The following is a 24,021-nucleotide window of genomic DNA, read 5'->3' on the forward strand; positions in this document are numbered from 1 at the left end:
AGGCTAGGGCCATGACCCAACAAGGCATCGTGCCACAGAGAGTTCAATGTTGGGCTATGAGTCCAACCTACCCATCCGCGCCAAAATTGAGAGGGTTAAAACACGCCATTAGCCTTTTAACTTCTTTATACCCTCGGGGGATGCAACCAAAATAACGTCGGCTAAACGATGAGCAAATAATCCATTCTCAACCACGCCCGGGATTGTATTTAAGCGATCTTCCAACGCCTGCATATTATCAAAATTCAGATTAAACACATCGAGAATAATATTCCCATTATCAGTAACAAAACCATCGCGATATTCTGGATCACCACCTAATTGCACTAAATGTCGTGCAACCATGCTACGTGCCTGGGGAATCACTTCGACAGCCACTGGAAATTGTCCTAGTTGCTTAACAACCTTTGACTCATCCACAATACAAATAAACTTTTTGGCTACTTCAGCAACAATTTTCTCGCGGGTATGAGCCCCACCGCCGCCTTTAATCATTTCGCCATGAGTAAGCACCTCATCAGCTCCATCAATATACACAGGCAACTCTTGCACGGAATTTAAATCAATTACGGGAATACCTTCAGCACGTAATCGCGCTTCGGTGGCTTTAGAGCTGGCAACACATGCATCGATTTTATGCTTGATAGTTGCTAATTCTTTAATAAAAAAATTAACCGTAGACCCGGTACCTACGCCAACTACCGTATCATTTTCAATATAATCTAAAGCTGCTTTTGCTGCTTTAATTTTTAAATCACTCATTAAAACCCACTCCCTTTTCTTTGTCTTAGTACTTCATACAAAGAAACGCCTGTGGCTACGGATACATTTAAACTATCAACACTGCCTAACATGGGCAAAGAGAATAAACCATCACAATGTTCGCGGGTTAAGCGACGTAAACCCTCACCTTCCGCTCCCATTACAATCGCCATCGCGCCAGTACAGTCTGTTTGGTAAAGTGTTTGCGTTGCTTCTCCAGCAGCGCCATAAATCCAAACACCCTGTTCCTTCAACGTTTCCATACTGCGCACTAAGTTAGTAACACGCACGAGTGGTACCGATTCAGCAGCCCCACAAGCAACCTTACTCACTACGGGAGTAATACTGGCATTTTTGTCTTTAGGAATAACGACAAAATCAACGCCAGTTGCATCGGCGCTACGTAAACAAGCGCCAAGATTATGCGGGTCGGTAACACCATCAAGAATTAAGATCAATGCCGGGCTTTTGCTCGCCTCTAATAAAGGAAGAAGATGCGACTCATTATATTCTGGTAATGCAGAAGCACTAGCGACGATTCCCTGATGGGTAAAATCAGCAAAACGCTGATTCATTTGTTGCATGCTTAGCTTTTCGATGCTGATTTTTGCGTGTATGGCTTTATCCAATAAATCCTGCACGCGTTTATCCATACGCTCCTGACTGATAAACAGTTTACGGACAACTCGGTGTGGATTAGCTAATAAAGCAGAAACGGAGTGTACCCCATAAACAAATTGCTCACTCATGACTTTTTGTGTCCTCTACAACTGGCTCAAAATCGATTTTACGTTCATCTAAATCAACTCGAGCAACTAAAACGGTCATTTTATCGCCCAAACGATATACTTGCCCGCCTCGTGTACCAATAAGTCGATGTTTTACAGCGTCAAAAGTATAATAATCATTCTTCAGTGAAGTAACATGCACTAAACCTTCAACAAAAACCTCATCTAACTCAACAAAAACTCCAAAACTGGTTACTGCCGAAATACGTCCATTAAAGACTTGTCCCAGCTTATCTTGCATGTATTCACATTTAAGCCAGCTAACCACTTCGCGAGTGGCTTCATCAGCACGACGCTCTGTCATTGAGGAATGCTTGCCTAAACGATTCATGTCATCATGCGAGTAATCAAACTCATGAATTGGATGATTATCCAAGAGATGTCCTACCGCACGATGGATTAATAAATCCGGATAACGACGAATGGGTGAAGTAAAATGAGTATAGGCCGAATAGGCAAGTCCAAAATGCCCCTCATTCGCTTCAACGTAATGCGCCTGTTTTAAAGAGCGTAACATCACCGTCTCAATCAAATGCCTATCTGGTCTATCAACGATGGCATTCATGGTGCGTTGAAAATCTTTAGGTCCTGGCTTTTTACCCCCAGATAATTGTAATCCCAACTCCCCTAAAAATTGCCTTAACGCTGTAATTTTATCTTCTTCAGGAGCCGCATGAACACGGTATAAAGTAGGGATCTCCGCGCGTTCAAGAAAACGTGCTGTAGCCACATTAGCCGCTAACATGCACTCTTCAATTAATTTATGCGCATCGTTACGAATCACTGGAACAATGCATTTAATTTTTTTATTTTCATCAAATTCAATACGTGTTTCAGTCGTTTCAAAATCCATGGCACCGCGAGTTTTGCGCGTGGCTAATAATACCTTATATAAATCATAAAGCCCGCTAATCATTGACCAAAGTGGAGCGTGCTTTTCATCACTAGTCCCCTGCGCCAACCAATTACCAACCTGGGTATACGTTAGGCGAGCGTGTGAATGAATCACCGCACGATAAAAACGTGAACGCCCAATCTTACCTTCTTTGCTAATCGCCATTTCGGCAACCATACATAAGCGGTCGACATGAGGGTTAAGTGAGCATAAGCCATTAGATAAGGCCTCAGGTAACATGGGTACTACCTTACCCGGAAAATAAACCGAGTTACCACGACGAGCCGCTTCTTTATCTAATGCAGAATTTGGCTGGACATAATTACTCACATCCGCAATGGCCACATAAAGCTGAAAACCACCCTTGGGTTTTGCATAACAATAAACAGCATCATCAAAATCTTTGGCATCTTCGCCATCGATGGTCACAAAAGGTAAAGAGCGTAAATCAGTACGTCCTTTTATTTGTTCTTCAGTCACTTGTTGCGGAATTTTTGCTACGTCAATACTGACATCATCAGGCCATTCAAAAGGAATGCCATGAGCATGAATAGCGACTTGGATCTCCATACCTGGAGCCATATGCTCGCCCAATACGTGGATGACTTTACCAATGGCCTGCGCCCGTTTGCTGGGGAAGGCGATTACTTCCACCAAAACGATTTGGCCATTTTTAGCGCCATTAACAAACTCTTGCGGAATGGAAATATCTTGCGTTAAATGTTTGCTGTCCGGTAACACAAAAGAAACACCATGCTCGGAAAAAAAACGCCCGACAATGGATGCATTAGCATGCTCTAAAACTTCATGAATTTTCGCATCGGGTCTGCCGCGCCGATCAACGCCTACTTGATAAGCTAAGACAACGTCGCCATGCATTACTGCACGCATTTCCTTAGCGGATAAAAACATATCATCCGAGCCATCATCCGGGATGAAAAAACCAAAACCATCGGGATGGCCTTGCACTGTTCCGCGTGACAAATTAATTTTTTGGAGCAGGCAAAAGCGTCCGCGACGGTCTTGCATAATTTGCCCATCACGCAGCATGGCCTTGAGTCGAAATCCCATGGTCTCTTGTTTACGCTCATCTAAATGTAATTTTTCAAATAAATGACTGCGCGACATCGGCTTACCGTATTCATTAAGGACATCCATAATGAATTCACGGCTAGGGATTGGGTCCGCGTATTTTTCACTTTCCCGCTCATGAAAGGGATCTTTTGATTTTTTACTCACCGTTCACCACATTTATATTTATTGTCATAGTATAACTTAATCATAATTTGCTCTCTTGTACCACTTATCTTTATAAGTAGCAATGATTTACCTGTTAACGAGGTAACACATAACCTCGTCCACCAACTGCAGCCTTTAATGCAGGCAAAGACATATTCTCTGCAGCCCAGAATGTTCCTTGCGCATTTTCAGGAAATTTCACTTTGTTCCATTTACACACGGCAATGGTACCCTCACAGGGAACTTGTTGCTCATGCCCTGGTCTGGATTCAATGCAGGTCAATGCAAAAGGACCTTTTTCCAAGGACAAGGCAGCCCATTTTCCGCCTTCTATGCGACTGGTCCAGCCGGCACTCGCTCCGGGATTGTTCACGGGGTGAGTAACCCACATATCAATGGCGGTGATGTTATGAATAAAAATTAAAGCTTTTTTATCTGCTTGAATGGTTACCGCATTTCCTTGCACCATCACCGGCTGACAACCAACAGGTAATTTAGATTCGGCTGCACTAGCTGATAAAGACAGCGCCAATAATCCTAAAATTGCTATAACCTTCATGTTGTTCTCCATAGATGCTTTATCACGGTATAATAAAAATTATATAATTACCCTTTACTGCTTACTAGTACCATTTTCGAAATGGCACTCGCATTAACTGCTACAAAAGGAACAAACCCTATGCACATCTGGATAGATGCCGATGCCTGCCCCAAAATCATTAAAGAAATTTTGTTCCGTGCCGCAAATCGCACTAAAACATCAATGACCCTTGTCGCTAATTCCTTTATTAATTACCCTAACTCTCCCTTCATTCGTGCAGTGCAAGTAGAAAAAGGATTTGATCAAGCTGATCATTATATTGTAACCCATGTTCAAGCACATGATCTGGTAATTACCGCAGACATTCCACTCGCAGCGGAAGTAATTGCCAAACATGCTCTAGCTCTTAACCCGCGTGGCGAGCTTTATACCACAAATAACATAAGACAGCGTTTAAACATCCGTGATCTAAATGAACAACTACGTGCTAGTGGCCATAACATTGGCGGACCACCTGCATTAAGCATCAAAGAAAAAACTGCCTTTGCTAATGCATTAGATCGCTGTTTAGCTAAAAAATAATTGGAAAATCAATACATTTTTGCATTAGTTTGACACTGTTATCTTAGCAGCCTAAATTTAAAATATATCCATCATGGATGCTTAGCATGAAGCTAATCACTTTTTTAGTCCTCTTATTGGGAAATATTTTCGCTTATGGTGCCCAAGTAGAGGTCGGTGTTATAGGATTTGTTCCTCCTTTTGCCTCAGAAATTGGCCATACAGGACAATTCTATGGTTTTTGCATCGAATTAATGAATGAAATCTGTAAACGCACGGATAATACCTGTAAATATAAAGCTACTGATGTGGGCAAGCAATTAGCCGCGTTGCGTGCAGGTCAGGTGGATGTGGCATTTTTGCCAGCACCTGTAGTATTAACTCCCAATGAAGATTACCTATATAGCCTTCCTTATTTACCCAGCCAAAGTCAATTTATGATTTTAAACACGAATACCAGCATCCATTCTATTGATGATCTTAGAGGCAAAAAAATCGGCGTGGTTAAATCAAATAACGTCAGAAATACGGTGTTAAGCAAATTTACTGCGCCAGATCATGTCATTGAATACGATGGGATTAATGGGCTAGTTTCTGGAATAACCTCTGGGCAAGTGGATGCATTACTACTCAACGCTAGCGTAAGTAAATATATTATCAATAATGTACAGAATCTAAAAGTAATTGGAAAGCCCTTTGATATTGGTATGGGTTATGGCATCGTAGCCTTGAAAAAGAACGCCCTGCTGATTAATAAAATTAATGCCGCATTATTGCAAATGGAGGCTGATGGAACGTACGAAACCATTTACAAAAAATATTTTGGCTACTAAACGACCACTTTTCTATGGATCCGACTACTTTTTTTAGGGTACACTTCCTGTTTTTTATATTTGCAGGATAAAATATGTCGGAACAAATTCAGACATCAACCATTACTGAACTACATCACGCATGTATTACTCAATGGAAAGCTTCAGGGGTATCCTCCCAACATAATGGTTTTTATCGTCTAGTTGAAGAAAATCACGCCTTTAATTATCAACTCTGGCATGCTGAAGACCGTGCCCGTCGTGATGATATGGGTCCTGAATTTGTCTATCAGGCCAAGCGTGAAATTGATCAATGCAATCAAGCACGTAATAATCGTATGGAAGCAATGGATACTTGGCTTTTTAACCTATTACAACCTGCTGCGCACGACCAATGCCCCGTTAACTCTGAGTCGCCAGGAATGATGATTGATCGCTTATCCATTTTAGCGCTTAAATCATATCACATGGCCTTACAAACTAAGCGTCAGGACGTGGCTGAAGAGCATCGTCGCACCTGTTACGACAAATTAACAGTGATTCAGCAACAATTAGAACAATTGGCTTTTTGTTTAGATACCTTTGTTAATGAAATTTTAGCGAAAAAACGTACATTTAGAGTGTATCATCAATTTAAAATGTATAACGATCCTACGTTAAACCCTGAATTGTATGCTCCCGCGGTGAAACTGTAACTGCGGTGGACTCGTTTGCTCTAAAGAAGCCAAGATGTGAAATAAGACTGGGAATGGAAATCGTTCTTTTAAGGGAAGCAGGCGGAGATTTTTCAGTACCCTCGCTTGATTCCCCAGCGACCTTGGTTTGCGTTACCTCACCAGGGGTTTTTTCGGTAATAACAACCTCTTTTTTAGCTGTATTATCTCTACCCAATCCACGTGCTAAGGCCCGCAGTGATAAGACCGCTGAAAACACCGCTGCACTCGCAACCGTAAGCATCAACATCGCCGATGGACCATGTTCATGGTCTTGAGGATCTGTCTGTAAAAATGCTAAAGCGATTAAGGTTGCAAAATTATTTCCCTTGGAAATCCCAGAAAAGAAGGAGCGAAAAACTTCAAGCCATTCTTGGGTTAACGATTTTTGCGTGTCTGCCGGCTTACGCGCATCACCAAGCCATTGTTTCAATGTTTCAAATGAAGGGGCCGTGCAATTGTCCGAAGTTATATTATTTTGTAACTGACCAAGCTGCTGAAGCGCCTCGTCAGCAACAGTATGCCTCTGGCTTTGCTCTTGCAAATATTGACGATGAGAGTACATCAAAAATGCGGTAACACTAATGATTGACGCAATACCCGATGAAATAATACCAATTAATAATGCTGGCGGAAAAAACGCCGTACCTATGCTAAATACAGACGTAGCCATAAATAAAAAGCTGGTTAATACACCATAGGCAAATAAACCATTTTTGATACCTAAGAAAAACACCGTGGCATAGTTTGGAGTCGTTTGCTCTTTTAATTCTTTGTGCAATAAAATAAATTGTGCCATTAAGCGGGCTACGTCACGCCTCATATCCTGAGAGTTTGCATTCTCGGAGCGCGCTAACTTCCCATAAGTCGTTTCTAATTCTTTAGCAACTAAGGCCAGTTTACATCGCGTTTGCGTCGCCAATAGCTCTCGCTGTGCTTCATATCCCTCATAAAGGCGCGCAGCAACACAAGACAGGGTAAAAATTATCGTAAATCCAGCCATAACCGCAAATACTTCTGGACTCAAGGTAGCCAGACCTATCACGCCAGCATACAAATAAAGGCTATCGATCAAACCACCTAAGCCGCGAGCAAGCAAATCAAGTGCCCGTTCACTCATCGATTGATATTGAATTTTGCTTGGGTCTTTTAAATAATCATCATGCTCTTCTTTAGTTAGGAAGGGCATGCTTTTGTCATTAAGGCGTTTTAGCAAATCTTTATTGACGCTCATTTTCTTTTTGCGTTGCTCTTCTGTCGAACGCTGTAGAAAACGATTAAGAGTTGCCACTAGTCCTAAAGCCAATCCTACCGGAATGATGAGAAATTTGAGATCTGCGGCACCTAAAATAGCAATAATTTGAACTAAGCTTTTCCATCCCTTATATGCATTTTTCATCCCTTTCATCATATCGCGAAAATAAGGCCAAGCGGCTGCAATAAGATATTTCATCTCATCGCGTTTTCCGGGTTCTTTATTTTTTTCTTTCTCAAAGTAACTAGCAAAAAAAGCAAAACCAACTAAAAACAGAGCTTCACTAATGAATAAGGACATCCCCTGAGGAGAACACAAGACTCGACGCATTAAATCAGGATCATTACTGCTGGAAATGCATACTTCAAAAAAGAATTTGAACATGCTGTAGGAAGAGCTGAGGGAATCAAAGACGTTATATACGTGATGAACAGTGCGGCCTTTCTCCAGCTCTTGAGCTAGAAGAACAGTTTGCGCATCGATAAGACCGGCTATTGCCAATAAGAACACTAATTCTTTATGCTTTTTCGACGAATCTTCTTCATTCTTAAGAGACATGCGTCACACACGGGCCATCAGTTAAGATTGAAAAGTATTATATTCTTTATTAAACTTGATGTCAATTATGAATCCACACTGAATCAAAAAAACACAATTTCGACGGCCATCGTTAATGATAACACAATCTTCTCCTGACAAAAAATATTTAATGAACCCCATTTACAGCTGTGACTTAGGGAGCAAACCTGCTACGATATTGCTCCAATATGATTGAAACTTCTATACCTTTGTAATTTTTAAGGTATATACAACTCAGGAACGAGGATTAAATGAGAACAATATCTGCTCTCTTTATTTTTATGTCACTTATGGCTGGACCCCTTATGGCAAAAGACGCAGTACACATTTATGGTTATGTTGAAAAAATTTCATTCCCGGGGAAAGACTTAGTCTTATCTGCAAAATTAGATACCGGCGCGAAATCAGCATCATTAAATGCAACCAATATTACGGAAGTAAACGTAAAAGGAGTGCCTTATTTACGCTTTACGGTACCGACTAAAACTGGGGACTACATTTTCGAAGGGGAATATAAGGGTCGCGTAAAAATTAAAGTCCGAGCAGGTGAACATGATGGCTTATTACCCCATGAGCCCATCAAACGCCCTGTGGTATTACTGCCAATACAACTTGGAGATGACGTTAAAACCATTAAAGTTAATTTAACCAACCGAAAACGTTTCAATTACCCTTTATTATTGGGTAGGGATGCTATTATTGCATTTAATGGTGCAGTAGATCCTGCCTTGACTTTTACCGTTAAAACCCAGAGCAGTAAGAAATAATGAAAAACAATACGCGTCACGTTTATGGTCTTATCCTCACGTTATTTATTTTAGGAACGGGAATCTTTTTGTATCGGCATCTCGTACTGGACGTGCCGCTAACAGATACGGAAACAGTTAATAGTTGGATGGTAGAATCCAACTTGCGCTTTGTTGCTGACCCCAGCACCCCTATTAAAGCTAGTTTCAATATTCCCTACTTACCACCACACTTCGCCATTCTCGATGAGTACTTCGTTTCACGAAACTATGGAGTAACCACCAACCTCAATGGTGATAACCGAGAAACCGTATGGTCCATAAGACGTGCGCATGGGGCACAGTCCTTGTATTACCGGGCGATCTTCCGACAAACTGATGCCAATGAATCACCTTTAGGCGCTCCAACCGCAATCAAGTCACAGCCATTAAATGAAAGCCAAAAATCTGCAGTAGAAACAATCACCAATCAAGTCAGACAAACCTCTGCAGATATTAAAACTTTTGCGCAAAGTACGGTTAAAGAACTGAATAAGCAAGATGGAAACGCCAAACTACTGGTTGGTAATGAATTCACCGATGAGCAAATCGTTGATGCCGCCATCTTGATTTTGAATCAATCAAAAATTTCGGCCATGCCCGTAAAAGGCATTTATTTATCACAGCAAAATAAAGCTGAACTGAAATTCTTTTTAGCAGTATTTAATGGCAAAAACTGGCTTTATATTAATCCCAAAACTGGTGGTGCAGGTTTACCCAAAGACTTTTTGATCTGGCAATACGGCAATGAACCCGTATATGACGTTACTGGTGGTAAAAAAGCATTATTTAATATTACGATATCCCCCACCCCCATTAATGCCTTAAGCATTGCCAAATCACGTGGCTTGCAGTCAGACTCCCAACTATTACGTTTTTCATTATTGCAGCTGCCAGTAAACGTCCAGGCGATCTATAAAATTTTGCTTACCGTACCCATTGGGGCTTTTATTATTTTAATTCTCCGCAATTTTATCGGCATTAAGACCTTCGGTACCTTTATGCCAGTATTAATTGCCCTTGCGTTTAGAGAAACCCATGTCATTTGGGGAATTTGTCTCTTTGTCACCATTGTATCTTTCGGGCTTTTAGCACGCTTTTATCTCGATCAACTGCGACTGCTTTTGGTGCCGCGATTGGCTGCCATCCTTACGGTGGTCATTTTACTCATGATCTTTATTAGTGTGGTCAGTCAAAATCTTGGTTTGGATGCCGGTTTATCTGTAGCCCTCTTCCCCATGGTTATTTTAACCATGACGATTGAGCGTATGTGCATCACCTGGGATGAGCGTGGTGCATCAGAGGCAATCAAATCAGGGGTTGGTAGCTTATTTGCAGCGGTAATTTCTTATTGGGCAATGAGTTATGAGCCTCTGCAATATTTAATTTTTGCCTTCCCTGAATTACTTTTAGTATTACTCGCGCTCATTTTGTGGTTTGGCCAATATCGCGGCTATCGATTGTTTGAGTTAAAACGCTTTAAAGTGCTTGCGAGAGAATAATGATTAATTTGTTTCGCCGTTTAAAAAACCATGGGATATTAAGTATTAATCAACGGAATACGGATTTTGTATTACGTTATAATCCAAGAAAATTGTTTCCCTTAGTTGATGACAAACTTAAGACTAAAAAGCTAGCCCTGCAAGCGGGTATTGCCGTTCCGCCCTTATATGAAATCATCGAAACAGAACAGCAAATTAAGTCGATTGAAACACTGTTTGCTCCTTACGATGATTTTGTGGTGAAGCCTGCTCGTGGCTCTGGCGGCGATGGTATTTTAGTATTTAAAGATAAGGTCTACGGACGTTATCGCCAAATTAATGGCAAACTGACTACAGCTCAAGAGTTGAGCTACCATTTATCCTGTTTATTATCTGGCGCTTACAGTCTGGGCGGTTCTTCTGACTATGCTATTATCGAAAAACGTGTGGTTGTTGATCCAGTCTTTGCCGAAGTAAGTTATGAAGGCATCCCCGACATTCGCATTATTTCATTATTAGGCTATCCCGCGATGGCGATGGTAAGACTTCCCACGCGATTATCAGGCGGGAAAGCGAACCTCCACCAAGGCGCCATTGGCGTTGGTGTGGACTTAGCTACGGGAAAAACTTTAGGTGGAGTATTTCATAATGACACCATTGATTATCACCCTGATACCCTAAACCCAATTGTTGGAATCGAAGTACCCTATTGGAATAAAATATTGGAAATTGCTTCCAGCTGTTATGATTTAACCGGTCTAGGTTATCTTGGCGTGGATATTGTACTCGATAAAGACCACGGTCCTTTAATGCTGGAGCTAAATGCACGTCCGGGATTAAACATCCAAATTGCGAACCGCGAAGGTGGCCTCAAGCGTTACCGCGCCATTGAAGCCCATCAAAAAGAACATCCAAATGAATCTGTAGCTGAAAAAGTAGCGTTTAGTCGAAAAACTTTTGCTCGTGGGTGAAAATAACTCATCATGCCAAATAGGATCGGATAGAATACAAAAGCTCTTTACGAGTCAAAACTTAGAAAAGATTTAGTAGGCTGGGCTGTTAAGCCCAGCAGATTTTTATCACCACTCACCAAAACCAGATCGCATCAAAGAAGCATCACTCGCCCAGCCCTCACTAAATATCCCTTGGCGAATAAAACGATGAATACTTGAATAAGGCCAATCAGAAGGATTTTTGACATAACCGTGTTTCACCGGATTATAATGGATGTAATTAATGTGATGCTCATAATCTGATTGGTCCCTTATCATGTGCTCCCAAAACCTGCGTTGCCAAATACCACGTTCACGTTTTTTCTGTCGAGAAATTGATATTGATTCATAAGATTGTATTTGCATGGAAAAAATCGCTTTTATTCGGCTTAATCGTTTAGAATAGTCAAGAGCATTGGGCGGCAAAGTTATTATCATATGCAAGTGTTCCGGTAAGATAATAATGGCATCGATATAAAAGTGATGTATCTGCTGAACCCTTTTGAAAGCATCTCTTAAGGCTGCGATTTGGTTTGTAAGTAACCTGCTGTTTCTGTTTTGCAAATTTAATGTGAAAAAATACGTGGCGCCAGGTATTAGCATCCTTCTGTAATGCATAAATTGGACTCTTGTTGTATTCCTTTTTGATGTTTATAACTAAATTAGGAGCGGAATTCAATATGCTTTGCTGGGCTTTACAGCCCAGCCTACGTTGATTTGTTCCTGGTTAAGCAAACTCGGATTTTTTCTGAAAATTGGCATATTTCCATATTCAGAGCGCAGCAGCACCTGCGTAAAAGTTGGGCTGTAAAGCTCACCAAAACACTTTATTGTGGTATTGTACAAAAATCCTGCGCCCTAGATTGGGCAGGCACCGCAGCATGCAACATTTTAACCCACACCACGAGCATGCTGAATAAACAGGCGCTTAATTGGCATAAAGGTATTACAAAACCCCAAGCCCAATCCGCGTAAAGTAACTATTGGCGTGAATGAGTTACTAAATAAGCGCTTGAATCCTTCCATCAGCGCGATCGTTTGCCAAACCGCATGTTTGCGTTCACGTTGATAGGCTCCCAAGGCCTTTTTAGAGACTAAATTGTTGGGTGTAGCATCCAAGCATTGCAACCACGCATTAATATCCGCCAACCCCACATTTAAACCTAGGCCAGCTAAAGGATGAATCGTATGTGCCGCATCGCCGAGCAGTAACCAACGAGCTCCGGTATACTGCTTCACATGCCGCATTTGCAAAGGGAATTGATGGCGAGTACTGATTAAATGAACGGAACCTAATTTTTTAGCAAAAGCCTTGGTTAACTCTTCATTAAATTGCTCATCGCTGCATTCCATGAGCTTTTTAGCGCGTTCCGATTCGGTGGACCAAACAATGGAGCATTCATTAGGATTTGCCAAAGGTAAAAAGGCTAAAGGACCATCGGGATTAAATACTTGATAGGCCGTATGTTGATGGGCTTTTTCTACGGCTACCGTTGCCACGATTGCCTGTTGTTGATACGGCCAGGTCGTTAAGGCAACCTTGAGCTTTTGCCGCACCGGTGAATTGGCACCATCGGCGACCATTAACAACTGCCCTTCCCAGCTCTGGTGCTGACTGGATACTTTAATGCCTTGAACGTCTTCATGTACTGCGTCCACACAACAGCCAGGGAATAAATGAATTTCCGGATATTGCGCCGCTTGTTGTAGTAAAGCTTGCTTTAGAATTGATTCCTCGATAATGGTGCCCAGATGGGAGCTGGCCACACAACGTGAATCAAAATCGATATGGGCGCCATTGACGGCATCCCACACATACATTTGGCTGTAGGGAGACAAGCGCGATGGCTCTAAATGCCGCCATACCCCTAATCGCTGTAATAAAGTCTGTGAGGCTTGATTAATCGCATAAACCCGCATATCGGTTTTGCTAGTATCAACCGTTAATGAACCGGCATCAATCACGGCAATGGTATAACCACGTTGGGCCATGGCAATTGCTGCGGTTAAACCAACAACCCCACCACCAATGATTAGTACGTTAAACTGCAAATTCATTTTATTTACCTCTAGGCTTATGCCTTATGTTCGTTTAAGGCAATCTCACAAACTAAATCGGGAACCACGCCACCAAATCCACGAGCATAACGTGCTAAAAGAGCTTTTAAACTAGGAATATTATCAAGAGCCACCAGACCTAAACCACGTGCAATCCCTAAGCCTGGTAAGCGACTGGTAAATAAGTTAATTAAACCATCGGTAAAGCGCGTAATTATACGTTGGTCATAAGCACGTAGTTGTACGTACTGTGCCAGCATTTCCGCATTTAAACCATGTTTTGCAATACATTGCGCTAAAGTAGCCACATCTCTAAGCCCTAAGTTAAATCCTTGGCCTGCAACCGGGTGTAAGGTATGTGCAGCATTTCCCACAAAAACCACCGACTCTTTAACTTGCTGTGACATTAACACTTGCTGTAGGGGAAAAGAGGAACGCTTACCGGTTTTGGTAAAACGCCCCAATCGATAGCCAAAAGTTTGTTGCAATTGACGTAAAAACTCATCATCAGACAAGGTCAGCAATTGGCTGGCTTCTTTAGCAGGAACAGCCCACACTAAAGACATTCTATTTTCTTGCATGGGTAATAATGCCAAAGGACCATGAACGGTAAACCGTTCATAAGCACGTCCAGCATGCGGCTGGCTTAAACCGATATTGGCAACAATACCTTGTTGACCATACAACTTCGTTTGTGACGGTAAGCCACAAAAACGTCGTAAGGCAGAATGGGTGCCATCAGCGGCAACAATTAAACGGGCAGCAACATTTATTTGTCCCGCTTCCGTATTAATCGTTACCGTCTTTGTATTGAGATCCAGGGATTCAACCGTAGCTGGAGCCAAAATCTGCAGCGGGTCCAACCGTTGATGTAGGGCACGATTAATATACTGCATTTCCACGACATGGCCTAAAGGCGCATCAATCTCACCATACAAACGCGATGCCCCAAAATGAGATTGATCCGAAACATGAATCATCTCGATGGGTGTTGCCTGTGCCTGCAAATGTTCCCAAACACCAAGCATAGTTAAAATACGCTGAGTCGCGGGAGAAAGTGCCAAAGAACGCGCATCAAAATCAGGATTGATTTTATGTCCTAAAGCATGAGCATCCACCAACAAACAACTAAACCCAAGCCCTTGCAACGCTAATAGTAACGTTGCCCCAGTCAGGCCCCCGCCAATAATCAGAATATCTATTTCTTTTTTAGTCACGCATTAATGCCTCAATGTCTGCCACATCAACAGGTAAAGCCCCAGTCAATACTTCATGACCAGTAGCAGTTACTGCCACATCATCTTCGATACGTACTCCAATACCCCACCACCGCTTATCTACGCCAGGGATGTTCGAGCTAATGTATAAACCCGGCTCAACCGTTAATACCATTCCAGGTACTAGAGGCCGCCATTCGCCATCTATTTTATAAAGACCACTATCATGCACATCCAAGCCAAGCCAATGTCCTGAATTATGCATATAGAAAGGTCTATAGGCTTCCTGCATAATTAACTCATTGACCTCACCTTGCAAAATACCCAATTCGCATAAGCCTTCCGTTAAAATACGAATAATGGTCTGTTGCACTAAATTCCAGGGTGCACCTGGTTTTACTGCGGCAATACCTGCTTTTTGTGATTTAAGTACGAGTTCATAAATACTTTTTTGTTCGGGACTGAATTTACCACTGATGGGGAAAGTTCGAGTGATGTCCGCAGCATAATTTCCATATTCGCCCCCGGCATCAATCAATACCAGATCACCCGCGTTTAAAGGATGGCTATTATCCGTATAGTGCAAGACGCAGGCATTTTCGCCACTACCAACAATCGGATCATAGGCGACACTACGGCAACCCTGGCGGCTAAACTCATAAATCAATTCAGCTTCTAACTGGTATTCGTTATGCACTTCTTTACATTGACGCATCGCACGCAGATGAGCATCCACTGAAATACGCGCCGCTTGACGCATTAAATCGAGCTCAGCCTCACTTTTAACTAGACGCATTTCACCTAAAATAGGATCCAAATCGCACAGGCTATTTGGCGCTTTAACCCCTCGGCGCACCTGATCTTTGACTGCAGACAGGGAATCCATAATCAATTGTTCCAACTCAGCATTGCGGGCAAGAGAAAAATAAACGGCTGATTTACCACCCAGTAAACCTGGTAGCTCTTCGGCAACATCGTCAATAGAAAAAGCCATTTGCATTCCCAACTCTTCCACTGCTCCTTGTTGTCCCAGACGTCTACCTGTCCATTGTTCCGCAGCAGGGTTACGTGGGCGGTTAAAGAGAATGCTTTGGCTTTCTTTTCCGGCGATCAGCACTAAGATGGCGTCCGGCTCATTAAAGCCGGTCAAATAATAAAAATTACTGTCCTGGCGAAAACGATAATGCGCATCCCCATTACGTAACTGTTCATGTGCCGCGATAATAATCGCCACACTACCTTCCGGAAGTTGCTGCGCTAACTTATTTCTTCTTGCCTGATATTCTTGCTGAGTAATCATACCAACATCCTTATTAATGGGTTACACCACGATTTCGTTCATTCATCATTAAATCAGCGTGCAAACGAATTACCGCCATACGCGCGTATTCGCTTACTTCCATCAATGCACGTTCATCTTCTTCGCCTACATCTAAAGTATCACAATCCAATTCGGCAAACTCAATCATATGTTGCAAGGCATCTTGAGCCTCGTCCTCATTGAACTGATCACCCCCTATTCCACATAAAGTTAAGGCCTGAGTAAAGCCTTCACACCATTCACTAAATGCCAAAGCTCGTTGCAACAAAGACTCGTCATCATGAGGAAGCATCATTTGAAAATTAAAATCAAAATGGGTAATTTGTTGTTGGCTGATAGAAAAAACTGCGAATAAGGCCAGCAAAGCACTGCGACTTTGTTCATCCTTTTTATTATTCAACAAGGCGCGCAAATACGATTCACCCTGAGAATCCTCTCCAGCACAAAGATAACCACACATCATTCCATGTAATGAACTGGCAGAAACCGGCAATGATAAAAACGAAATCGCATCAACAAAATGATCGTACTCAGGTAAGGTCAAATGTTCATTTTCAGCAGACATAATTAACTCATCTATAAAAAAATGCCCCATGATAACCGATTTGGCGCAGCGGTTCACCTCAGTATTTGCTGCTTGCAAGCAAAATTGCTACTATTTACTCCAAACCCTAGCGATTCGAAGGCTTTATTATGACACAAACAAAATCATGCTCTATTAAATTACTCAACAAATCTTATGAAATTAAATGCCCCGAGGGAGAGGAAGCGAATTTAATACTCGCGGCACAAAAGCTTAATAATCAAATCATGCAGAATAAAAAGAAAACCAAACAATTGGATGATTTCCACACGTTATTGTTGGCGGCCTTAGATATTAGCCATGAATTAGTGGTGTGCAAAAGCGAACAAGCGCAACAACACCATCAAGTCACTCAGTTTATTACTTCTTTAGAACATAAAATTAATAAGATGGTAAATGGCGAGATAGAACGCGCTCCAGAAATGGATTAATTAGTGGGTTATGCCAACTTTTAATATAATTGTTGAGCAATGTCAGAGTTATTGCTTGTGACCCAGTAATCGCTACGCGTCAGGAAAGACAGAATGCAAGGCGCGTAGTCAGCAACTAGATCAACATTTGTTAGGGAGCAATTGAAGCTATTTTTATATATATCCAAACTTACTGCTTGGCCATTGCCCAAATGGGGTGCCTGCAAAATTAAAAGGAGTTAGCGATGAGACGCCAATGGTATCTCGGTTTTGCAATCATAGTACTGATCGCCCTGGCGATATTTATCATGCTGAAAGACATCCGATGGTTTTTTGTATTTCTCACCCCCATCATCATTCTTTGGATTTACGACCTAACTCAGAAAAAACACACGATTTTGCGTAATTTCCCCGTACTGGGACATATACGCTATTTTTTAGAATTTATCCGTCCAGAAATCCAACAATACTTTATCGCCACCGATGAAAGTGAACTTCCCTATAATCGAGAAACACGCTCCTTAATCTATGAGCGTGCCAAAAACACACGCGACACCATTCCCTTTGGTACGGAACGCGATATTTTGAGTATTGGTTACACCTGGGCTTTGCATTCGCTAGCCCCTAAACACTCCTCAGAGGTCGAGTCACGCATTCAAGTTGGTGGTCCGGATTGCCTGCAACCGTATAGTGCCTCCCGATTTAATATTTCCGGCATGAGTTTTGGCGCATTATCTGGAAACGCGATTATGGCCATGAATAAGGGGGCTATGCTCGGTGGCTTTTACCAAAGTACCGGAGAAGGCGGTTTAAGTCCTTATCATTTACAAGGAGGGGATCTGGTTTTCCAAATCGGTACCGCCTATTTTGGTTGCCGCACCGCAGAGGGGAAATTTGATGAACAAGAATTTGCCCTAGAAGCGAATCGCAAAGAAGTAAAAATGATTGAAATCAAACTTTCTCAAGGTGCTAAACCCTCACATGGCGGGATTTTACCGGCAGCAAAACTTACCGAAGAAATTGCCAAGGCAAGAAAAGTACCCATGGGTAAAGATGTAATGTCTCCCATCGCCCACACGGCATTTAGCACCCCCGTTGGTTTATTAGAATTTATTAAAAAACTACGAGAACTCTCCGGGGGCAAACCCATCGGCTTTAAACTATGCTTAGGCCGCCGAGATGAATTTTTTGCGATTTGTAAAGCGATGTTAGAAACGAAGATTCTACCTGACTTTATTACAGTTGATGGCGCAGAAGGCGGTACTGGGGCCGCTCCGGTAGAATATACAAACTTTATTGGAACGCCCTTAGAGGCAGGTTTAGTCTTTGTTCATAATGCCCTGGTGGGCATTGGTGTTCGTGATAAAATTCGTATTATTTGTAGTGGAAAAGTGGCTAATGGCTTCGACATACTCACCAATATTGCTCTTGGCGCAGATATGTGTAACGCAGCTAGAGCCATGATGCTCGCCACTGGATGCCTACAAACCAAACAATGTAATGCCAATACCTGCCCCACTGGGGTTACAACTCAAAATAAACGCCTGCAGTATGGCTTGGTCGTTGATGAAAAAAAACAGCATGTCGCTAACTTTCATAAAAATACGGTAAAAAGCTTTTTAGAGATGGTTGGTGCATTGGGTTTAGACAACCCCAGTGATTTGAAACCTTCGCATATTATGAGACGTACTGGAGTTGATGAGGTTAAAAGTTTTGAGCAGATTTATGATTATTTAACTCCTGGACAATTGTTAGGTAGGGATATTCCCGCAAGTTACAAAAAAGATTGGGAGACCGCTAACCCAGCGCATTTTTAAAGGAAAACCCGAATCAAAGCCAGAAAGTATTTTAGGCGTAGCCTGGTTGCTTGCAACCAGGTTTTCCTTTAATTAGGCGACATCATAGCCACCGGCAACCGCGGTATAAACCTGCACCATACCATCAAGCAATTGAGCTTTCTCTTGAATTAGACTCAACTTACTGCGTTCCAAATTAATTTTAGCATTAATCACCGTACGATAATCTTTCGCTCCAGACGTATATTGAGCTAAAGCCAAGGCGTAAGATCTTTTGGCGGCCAGGTAGCCTTTCTTCGTTTGCAAATAGGCTAACTTATTCTTTTGCGCATTAGTCAGTGCATCATCAACATCCGCAAACGCGCTACGAAGTGTTGCTAAATAATTGTAATAAGTTGCTTTAAACCCTGCTTTCGCTGATTTAATATTTTGATAGGCACTTGGATTAAATACCTTCATTGAGGCTACTGCTTGGGCTACCCACAAATTAGTACTTATTTTTAAAAGATTCGTTAAATCCACAGAAGCCTTACCAACTAAACCAGTTAAACTAATGGTCGGAAAAAATTCTGCATAAGCAATCCCAATTTGGGCATAAGACATTCTGACATTATTAGTGGCAATCATAATATCAGGACGATTTTTTAAAACCGATGAAGGCAGTTGTTGCGGAATAATCTGCTTTACCTTAAGAGCCAATAAGCTGCGCTGCGTTCTCACCGGTCCTGGGTTTTGATTCAATAATAACTGAATGGTATTTTCACTTTGAGCAATAATTCCTTCAATCTGCGGAATCCTTGTTTCCTCTTGTGCCAATTGTTGGTCAATACTGGTCAGCGTTTCTAAGTCGCTGGCTCCTTTTTGGAAACGTACCTGTTCCAGTTGACGCAATTTCTTTAAATCTCGAGTTAATGCCCGCTCCACAGCCAACTGTTCACGTTGACTCAAGAGCATAAAATAGGTACCGCTCATTTGGCTAATGATGCTCAGTTTGGTTGACTGCATCTGGGCTTGTTGTATCGCTAAAGAGGCTTTAGCCGATTTAATATTACTAACATTACTTAAGCCACTCACCGTATAACTGGGTACAAAACCCGCATAATAGCCTCTAAATCGAGGTCTAGGAAAATTTGCAAAAAATGCGTTATTGGCCAACTGGCTGCTGGGAGTAATATGTGGATTCCAGGTGCCACCAGTAAAGCCGCTAGCACTGGCATCAAATGTTGGAATCCACGCATATTGAGCCGCCTTAAGCTGGGCTTGCGCTTGTTCAATGGTCGCGTAGGAACCTTTAATACTGTCATTGGTTTGCAGCGCCTGAACAATGAGATGTGTCAATTGTGGATCATTGATCTTGTTCCACCAGGCAACTCGATTTAGCTCAGTCTTATCTTGGACATATTTAATACCAGTACGGGTGCTCTTAGGGTAAGTCACCTGCTCATTGACCTTACAATTTTTGCAACAGCCTCCAAGCAAAATAACCAACAAAGAGCAAAAGATAATCGTTTGTTTCATTAGGGTATGTCCTAAAATAAATAGCGTTCGCTTATAACCAGATGAATTTAATCAAGTTTTGTTCTAAATATTTTTCCCGTTAAGAAAACTAAAATCACGGCGATTATAATAATTGGTAAAATATTTGGCACAATTTGGCCTATAGTATTGCCTTTCAATAAAATCCCCCGCGTTATGCGCGTAAAATAAGTCATCGGCATGCAGGACCCAATTACTTGAGCCCAGCCCGGCATGCCATAAAAAGAAAAAATATAACCCGACAAAAACATAGAGGGTAATTGATAAAAAACACTAAGCTGCATCGCTTGCATCGGTGTACTGGCAAGAGTGGAAAAAATCATCCCGACCATTAAGTTAGCAATAATAAAGGGCGCTGCAGCAATATAAAGTAATAAAATACTGCCTTCTGTAGGAATATTAATGAGCAACTTACCAAAAACTAAAATACTGGTTAACTGCAAATAACCTAAAACGATATAGGGTATCACCTTACCCAGAATAATCTCCGTTGGTTTTAACGGGGTACTCAACAGCATTTCCATTGTGCCTGCTTCTTTTTCCGAGGTAATGGCAGTGGAAGTCAGCATCACCATTGTTAGAGTAAGTAATACACCTATCAGACCTGGAACAATATTATAAGAACTAATATTGGCTTCATTATAAAGCCGATGGATGGTCAGATTCACACTTCTTGATGATTTTGTCGGTGAAGGAGAGCCTAAACCTTGTTTATTAAAAGAATCCAGCGTTTGATTCAGTATAGGCAATGCATTACCCAACGCGCCGGCACTACTTCCCGGATCAGAACCATCAATTTCCACCAATAATTGTGGGTTTTCATTACGAATGTATTTTCGGGTAAAATTAGGAGGGATGGTGAAAGCCAAACTGATTTTACTGTTGGCAAAATCTTGGTCTTTTTCATACTCACTAGATGCTTTGGTCTGCACCTTAAAGTAACCGGAGGCCTCAAGCCCACTCACATAACTTCGCGTTAGTGGCGTGTTGTCGTAACTAATAATGGTGGTCGGTAAATGCTTAGGATCAAATTCAATGGCAAAGCCAAAAAGAATGAGCAACATAATAGGTAAAATGACCAGCATCGCAATCGTGCCACGATCCCGAGTGATCAAAATAAACTCTTTGCGGATTAAGCCCGTCAGACGTGCTAGTGAAATACCTTGAAAATGCTTTAATTTCATCGCATTAGCCCAATAAATACCTCTTCAAAAGAGGGCGTTACTTCTTTAAAGGATACCTCAGAGTGCTCCTCGATAAGCTTCCGCAAGGACTCATAATTCCGGGAGGAGATGCGTAATTCATTATTAACAATTGAAACTAGAACGTTAGGATAACTGCCATTAATTTGCTCCATTAATGCATTTTGCTCTTGTCGTGTTATCTCCGGCACGTAGGTTTTAACATGGGATTGCGGAACCAAGTCGTTAGTGCGCCCGGCGTACAATAATTTCCCAATGTTGATGTAAGCTAAATCCGTACACTTTTCCGCCTCGTCCATATAATGGGTAGTCACCAAAATGGTGGTGCCATCGCGTGAGGAAATCTTATGTAAATAATCCCAAAACTCTTTGCGAGCTTTAGGGTCCACACCGGCTGTAGGCTCATCTAAAAAGAGCATTTGCGGTTTATGCAGTAAACTGCACGCCAAAGCCAGACGCTGCTTCCAACCACCAGATAAATTGCCAGCCTGTACTTTACGATAACGCTCCAGTTCCAAATCCTCGATCATTTCCTCAATTACTTGCTTTGAGTTTTTTACTTGGAAAATATCAGCGACAAAACGTAGATTTTCATAGACGGTTAACCCGGTATAAAAACTGAATTTTTGTGGCATATAGCCAGTGTGCTTTTTGATCTCATCGCTTTGCGTACGAATGTCATAGCCTAAGCAATACCCCGAACCATCAGTGGGGGATAATAAACCACAGATCATACGAATAGTCGTCGTCTTACCACTACCATTGGAACCAAGAAAGCCGAATATGGCCCCCTTCTCTACTTGTATCGAAATATGATCAACCGCCAGTTTTTTATCAAACTCTTTAGTTAAATTAGTTACATCAATGGCAAGATCATTCATCGGTTAATTCCAGCGTTACTGGCTGTCCAAGACGGATTTTTTCTAAATCGGGGGTATCAATTTTCACTTCGACTCTAAAGACTAAGCGCTGACGTTCCTCACGTGAATAAATAATAGGCGGCGTATATTCAGCAATGTTAGAAATATAGTAAATGTGACCAGTCGCAAAATTGTCATTGGCACTCGTTTTAATATTAATTTTTTGATTAAGCCGTACTCGGTTTAATTGAGTCTCTGGAACAAAAAAGATGGCCTTGATATTCTTGGTGGTAACCAGCGAAAGGACTGGGTAACCTGGCTGCACAAACTCTCCCCGGGTATAGTAGGTATCAAAGATAATTCCGCGCTCGGTAGCAAAATTTTCTTTACGGGCAACTTGCCATTTCTTATCGGCAGTATCTACCTGGCTACTTTTAATTCGCGCATCAATATCAGCCAATTGTTGTTTGGAAACATTTAAATCTCTTCGTGCTGCATCCAAATCATTTTGGCTCGCAGCATTTTGTTTGCGCATATCCACTATACGACGATAGTTCACTTCATTATAGTGAATTTGGCTTAAGGTTTGCTCACGTTGAGCTTGCAGTGATTTTTTGTTTAATTCACTCATGTCTACGCGATAAAGCTCGCTGGTTTGCTCCAGCCTAAATAAAAATTGATCCTTGGGGACCAACTGACCTCTGAGTACGGCAAGCTCGGTAAGTCGCCCTCCAAAGTCTGCGGATAAATAAACAAGATCGGCATCAACATAGCCGCTAAACAAGTTATCTTCCTTTTTGCAAGCCGTCAGTGATAGAAAAATCAGCCCTAAGAACCACAACTTACGCATATCACACCCGTCCTGAGTTTTATTACTTCACCGCAAATTTTAAGCTTTCTATCATATGCTTAAGAAGAATGCCTGTCAAAATAGAAGGTGTTCACAGCACTCATAATCTCCTGGTAGCAAGCAACCAGGCTACATTTAGAAGTAGTCTGGGGCAACGCAGCGAAATCCGGGAAGTCATGAGTACGGCGAATTCAGCTAGATGTTTTACGCTTTCCACTTAATATTGCAGCCGATACTTGGCTTTTGTTCAGCATTTACTGGTTTTCCTGCCAAAATACAATCCAACGCAGCGTGCAAGTGCTCCCCAGTTAGAGGCTTATTATTTCCAGGAGTCGAGTCGTCAAGACAGCCACGATAGACACATAACAAATCCTTATCAAACACATAAAAATCTGGGGTACACGCGGCCTGATAAGCCTTTGCTACCTCTTGGCTTTCATCGTACAAATAAGGGAAGCTGTACTGAGCATCCTGTGCTTCAAGATGCATTTTTTCTGGGCTATCCTCAGGATATTTTTCCACATCATTAGAGCTAATCGCAATAAAGCGTATCCCTTGGGGTTGATAGAGATTGGCTAATTCAACCAGTTTAGGTTGCACATGTTTTACATAAGGACAGTGATTACATAAGAACATAATTACAGTGGCAATGGAGGATTTGCCTTCCTGGAGGCTCAACATTTTATTGTTGCGGGTATCCATTAAATTAAAATCTGGTGCTTTGCTACCTAAAGGCAGCATTGTGGATGGTGTTGCAGCCATAAAAATTCCTCATTAATTAGCGA

At 41.9% G+C, this 24,021-nt stretch carries 23 protein-coding genes; 8 read left to right on the top strand and 15 right to left on the bottom strand.

Annotated features, from left to right (window positions below; genetic code table 11):
• Positions 1-108 precede the first annotated feature (108 nt).
• The 4 genes from rpiA to J2N86_RS13030 all read right to left on the bottom strand — a co-directional run bounded on the left by rpiA (position 109) and on the right by J2N86_RS13030 (position 4,243).
• A complete protein-coding gene (gene rpiA / locus J2N86_RS13015) occupies positions 109-762 on the bottom strand; it encodes a ribose-5-phosphate isomerase RpiA (RefSeq protein WP_252579882.1) in 654 nt (217 codons plus the stop codon).
• Positions 762-1,511, bottom strand: a complete 750-nt coding sequence (gene rlmB / locus J2N86_RS13020) for a 23S rRNA (guanosine(2251)-2'-O)-methyltransferase RlmB (protein WP_252579883.1) — start codon at positions 1,509-1,511, stop codon at positions 762-764. Before rlmB ends, rpiA begins: the two co-directional genes overlap by 1 nt.
• Positions 1,504-3,684: a ribonuclease R gene (rnr, locus tag J2N86_RS13025; protein ID WP_252579884.1), complete on the bottom strand. Its 2,181-nt coding sequence runs from the start codon at positions 3,682-3,684 to the stop codon at positions 1,504-1,506. The genes rlmB and rnr overlap by 8 nt, the downstream gene beginning before the upstream one ends.
• Before the next feature lie 94 nt (positions 3,685-3,778).
• A complete protein-coding gene (locus J2N86_RS13030) occupies positions 3,779-4,243 on the bottom strand; it encodes a hypothetical protein (RefSeq protein ID WP_252579885.1) in 465 nt (154 codons plus the stop codon).
• A 120-nt stretch (positions 4,244-4,363) separates the two neighbouring features.
• Here J2N86_RS13030 and J2N86_RS13035 point away from each other — a divergent pair, with 120 nt between their 5' ends.
• The 3 genes from J2N86_RS13035 to J2N86_RS13045 all read left to right on the top strand — a co-directional run bounded on the left by J2N86_RS13035 (position 4,364) and on the right by J2N86_RS13045 (position 6,293).
• Positions 4,364-4,807, top strand: a complete 444-nt coding sequence (locus J2N86_RS13035) for a YaiI/YqxD family protein (protein ID WP_252579886.1) — start codon at positions 4,364-4,366, stop codon at positions 4,805-4,807.
• Between the two features lie 86 nt (positions 4,808-4,893).
• Positions 4,894-5,619, top strand: a complete 726-nt coding sequence (locus J2N86_RS13040; protein WP_252579888.1) for a transporter substrate-binding domain-containing protein — start codon at positions 4,894-4,896, stop codon at positions 5,617-5,619.
• A 74-nt stretch (positions 5,620-5,693) separates the two neighbouring features.
• Positions 5,694-6,293 (top strand): DUF4254 domain-containing protein, encoded by a 600-nt coding sequence (locus J2N86_RS13045; RefSeq protein ID WP_252579889.1) that lies wholly within the window; start codon positions 5,694-5,696, stop codon positions 6,291-6,293.
• On the opposite strand, the gene J2N86_RS13050 is transcribed toward J2N86_RS13045, so the two are convergent.
• Positions 6,250-8,124: a hypothetical protein gene (locus J2N86_RS13050; RefSeq protein WP_252579891.1), complete on the bottom strand. Its 1,875-nt coding sequence runs from the start codon at positions 8,122-8,124 to the stop codon at positions 6,250-6,252. The genes J2N86_RS13045 and J2N86_RS13050 overlap by 44 nt on opposite strands.
• A gap of 326 nt (positions 8,125-8,450) precedes the next feature.
• On the opposite strand from J2N86_RS13050, the gene J2N86_RS13055 reads away from it, so the two are divergent.
• The 3 genes from J2N86_RS13055 to J2N86_RS13065 are packed head-to-tail and all read left to right on the top strand — an operon-like array spanning position 8,451 to position 11,382.
• Positions 8,451-8,912, top strand: coding sequence for an ATP-dependent zinc protease family protein (locus J2N86_RS13055; RefSeq protein WP_252579892.1), 462 nt, complete (start codon positions 8,451-8,453; stop codon positions 8,910-8,912).
• On the top strand, positions 8,912-10,432 hold the full coding sequence (locus J2N86_RS13060; RefSeq protein WP_252579893.1) for an inactive transglutaminase family protein: 1,521 nt from the start codon (positions 8,912-8,914) through the stop codon (positions 10,430-10,432). The genes J2N86_RS13055 and J2N86_RS13060 overlap by 1 nt, the downstream gene beginning before the upstream one ends.
• Positions 10,432-11,382 (top strand): alpha-L-glutamate ligase-like protein, encoded by a 951-nt coding sequence (locus J2N86_RS13065; RefSeq protein ID WP_252579895.1) that lies wholly within the window; start codon positions 10,432-10,434, stop codon positions 11,380-11,382. Before J2N86_RS13060 ends, J2N86_RS13065 begins: the two co-directional genes overlap by 1 nt.
• Before the next feature lie 108 nt (positions 11,383-11,490).
• Here J2N86_RS13065 and J2N86_RS13070 read toward each other — a convergent pair whose 3' ends face one another.
• The 5 genes from J2N86_RS13070 to J2N86_RS13090 all read right to left on the bottom strand — a co-directional run bounded on the left by J2N86_RS13070 (position 11,491) and on the right by J2N86_RS13090 (position 16,564).
• Positions 11,491-12,021 (bottom strand): REP-associated tyrosine transposase, encoded by a 531-nt coding sequence (locus J2N86_RS13070; protein ID WP_252579896.1) that lies wholly within the window; start codon positions 12,019-12,021, stop codon positions 11,491-11,493.
• Between the two features lie 273 nt (positions 12,022-12,294).
• On the bottom strand, positions 12,295-13,461 hold the full coding sequence (locus J2N86_RS13075) for an FAD-dependent oxidoreductase (RefSeq protein ID WP_252579898.1): 1,167 nt from the start codon (positions 13,459-13,461) through the stop codon (positions 12,295-12,297).
• A gap of 17 nt (positions 13,462-13,478) precedes the next feature.
• A complete protein-coding gene (gene ubiH / locus J2N86_RS13080) occupies positions 13,479-14,678 on the bottom strand; it encodes a 2-octaprenyl-6-methoxyphenyl hydroxylase (RefSeq protein ID WP_252579900.1) in 1,200 nt (399 codons plus the stop codon).
• Positions 14,671-15,978 (bottom strand): Xaa-Pro aminopeptidase, encoded by a 1,308-nt coding sequence (pepP, locus tag J2N86_RS13085; protein WP_252579901.1) that lies wholly within the window; start codon positions 15,976-15,978, stop codon positions 14,671-14,673. Before pepP ends, ubiH begins: the two co-directional genes overlap by 8 nt.
• A 13-nt stretch (positions 15,979-15,991) precedes the next feature.
• A complete protein-coding gene (locus tag J2N86_RS13090) occupies positions 15,992-16,564 on the bottom strand; it encodes a UPF0149 family protein (RefSeq protein WP_252579903.1) in 573 nt (190 codons plus the stop codon).
• Positions 16,565-16,692: 128 nt separating this feature from the next.
• On the opposite strand from J2N86_RS13090, the gene J2N86_RS13095 reads away from it, so the two are divergent.
• Both J2N86_RS13095 and J2N86_RS13100 read left to right on the top strand, forming a co-directional pair.
• Positions 16,693-17,013: a cell division protein ZapA gene (locus J2N86_RS13095; RefSeq protein ID WP_252579904.1), complete on the top strand. Its 321-nt coding sequence runs from the start codon at positions 16,693-16,695 to the stop codon at positions 17,011-17,013.
• A 224-nt stretch (positions 17,014-17,237) separates the two neighbouring features.
• Positions 17,238-18,809: an FMN-binding glutamate synthase family protein gene (locus J2N86_RS13100; RefSeq protein ID WP_252579905.1), complete on the top strand. Its 1,572-nt coding sequence runs from the start codon at positions 17,238-17,240 to the stop codon at positions 18,807-18,809.
• A gap of 72 nt (positions 18,810-18,881) precedes the next feature.
• Here J2N86_RS13100 and J2N86_RS13105 read toward each other — a convergent pair whose 3' ends face one another.
• The 5 genes from J2N86_RS13105 to J2N86_RS13125 form a co-directional block, all read right to left on the bottom strand.
• A complete protein-coding gene (locus tag J2N86_RS13105) occupies positions 18,882-20,306 on the bottom strand; it encodes a TolC family protein (protein ID WP_252579906.1) in 1,425 nt (474 codons plus the stop codon).
• A gap of 47 nt (positions 20,307-20,353) precedes the next feature.
• Positions 20,354-21,508, bottom strand: coding sequence for an ABC transporter permease (locus tag J2N86_RS13110; RefSeq protein ID WP_252579907.1), 1,155 nt, complete (start codon positions 21,506-21,508; stop codon positions 20,354-20,356).
• Complete coding sequence (locus tag J2N86_RS13115) at positions 21,505-22,407, bottom strand: ABC transporter ATP-binding protein (RefSeq protein ID WP_252579909.1); 903 nt, start codon at positions 22,405-22,407, stop codon at positions 21,505-21,507. Before J2N86_RS13115 ends, J2N86_RS13110 begins: the two co-directional genes overlap by 4 nt.
• Complete coding sequence (locus tag J2N86_RS13120) at positions 22,400-23,236, bottom strand: HlyD family secretion protein (RefSeq protein WP_252579910.1); 837 nt, start codon at positions 23,234-23,236, stop codon at positions 22,400-22,402. The genes J2N86_RS13115 and J2N86_RS13120 overlap by 8 nt, the downstream gene beginning before the upstream one ends.
• 204 nt (positions 23,237-23,440) lie before the next feature.
• On the bottom strand, positions 23,441-23,998 hold the full coding sequence (locus J2N86_RS13125; protein WP_252579911.1) for a thioredoxin family protein: 558 nt from the start codon (positions 23,996-23,998) through the stop codon (positions 23,441-23,443).
• Between the last annotated feature and the right edge of the window lie 23 nt (positions 23,999-24,021).

The sequence above is a fragment of the Legionella lytica genome (assembly GCF_023921225.1).
In the GTDB taxonomy this organism is placed as follows: Bacteria; Pseudomonadota; Gammaproteobacteria; order Legionellales; family Legionellaceae; genus Legionella; species Legionella lytica.

Excerpts from the sequence above, each read along its gene's own strand:
- rpiA (WP_252579882.1), bottom strand. The coding sequence starts at position 762 with ATGAGTGATTTAAAAATTAAAGCAGCAAAAGCAGCTTTAGATTATATT.
- rlmB (WP_252579883.1), bottom strand. The coding sequence starts at position 1,511 with ATGAGTGAGCAATTTGTTTATGGGGTACACTCCGTTTCTGCTTTATTA.
- J2N86_RS13030 (WP_252579885.1), bottom strand. The coding sequence starts at position 4,243 with ATGAAGGTTATAGCAATTTTAGGATTATTGGCGCTGTCTTTATCAGCT.
- J2N86_RS13035 (WP_252579886.1), top strand. The coding sequence starts at position 4,364 with ATGCACATCTGGATAGATGCCGATGCCTGCCCCAAAATCATTAAAGAA.
- J2N86_RS13040 (WP_252579888.1), top strand. The coding sequence starts at position 4,894 with ATGAAGCTAATCACTTTTTTAGTCCTCTTATTGGGAAATATTTTCGCT.
- J2N86_RS13045 (WP_252579889.1), top strand. The coding sequence starts at position 5,694 with ATGTCGGAACAAATTCAGACATCAACCATTACTGAACTACATCACGCA.
- J2N86_RS13050 (WP_252579891.1), bottom strand. The coding sequence starts at position 8,124 with ATGTCTCTTAAGAATGAAGAAGATTCGTCGAAAAAGCATAAAGAATTA.
- J2N86_RS13055 (WP_252579892.1), top strand. The coding sequence starts at position 8,451 with ATGGCAAAAGACGCAGTACACATTTATGGTTATGTTGAAAAAATTTCA.
- J2N86_RS13060 (WP_252579893.1), top strand. The coding sequence starts at position 8,912 with ATGAAAAACAATACGCGTCACGTTTATGGTCTTATCCTCACGTTATTT.
- J2N86_RS13065 (WP_252579895.1), top strand. The coding sequence starts at position 10,432 with ATGATTAATTTGTTTCGCCGTTTAAAAAACCATGGGATATTAAGTATT.
- J2N86_RS13070 (WP_252579896.1), bottom strand. The coding sequence starts at position 12,021 with ATGCATTACAGAAGGATGCTAATACCTGGCGCCACGTATTTTTTCACA.
- J2N86_RS13075 (WP_252579898.1), bottom strand. The coding sequence starts at position 13,461 with ATGAATTTGCAGTTTAACGTACTAATCATTGGTGGTGGGGTTGTTGGT.
- pepP (WP_252579901.1), bottom strand. The coding sequence starts at position 15,978 with ATGATTACTCAGCAAGAATATCAGGCAAGAAGAAATAAGTTAGCGCAG.
- J2N86_RS13090 (WP_252579903.1), bottom strand. The coding sequence starts at position 16,564 with ATGTCTGCTGAAAATGAACATTTGACCTTACCTGAGTACGATCATTTT.
- J2N86_RS13095 (WP_252579904.1), top strand. The coding sequence starts at position 16,693 with ATGACACAAACAAAATCATGCTCTATTAAATTACTCAACAAATCTTAT.
- J2N86_RS13100 (WP_252579905.1), top strand. The coding sequence starts at position 17,238 with ATGAGACGCCAATGGTATCTCGGTTTTGCAATCATAGTACTGATCGCC.
- J2N86_RS13105 (WP_252579906.1), bottom strand. The coding sequence starts at position 20,306 with ATGAAACAAACGATTATCTTTTGCTCTTTGTTGGTTATTTTGCTTGGA.
- J2N86_RS13110 (WP_252579907.1), bottom strand. The coding sequence starts at position 21,508 with ATGAAATTAAAGCATTTTCAAGGTATTTCACTAGCACGTCTGACGGGC.
- J2N86_RS13115 (WP_252579909.1), bottom strand. The coding sequence starts at position 22,407 with ATGAATGATCTTGCCATTGATGTAACTAATTTAACTAAAGAGTTTGAT.
- J2N86_RS13120 (WP_252579910.1), bottom strand. The coding sequence starts at position 23,236 with ATGCGTAAGTTGTGGTTCTTAGGGCTGATTTTTCTATCACTGACGGCT.
- J2N86_RS13125 (WP_252579911.1), bottom strand. The coding sequence starts at position 23,998 with ATGGCTGCAACACCATCCACAATGCTGCCTTTAGGTAGCAAAGCACCA.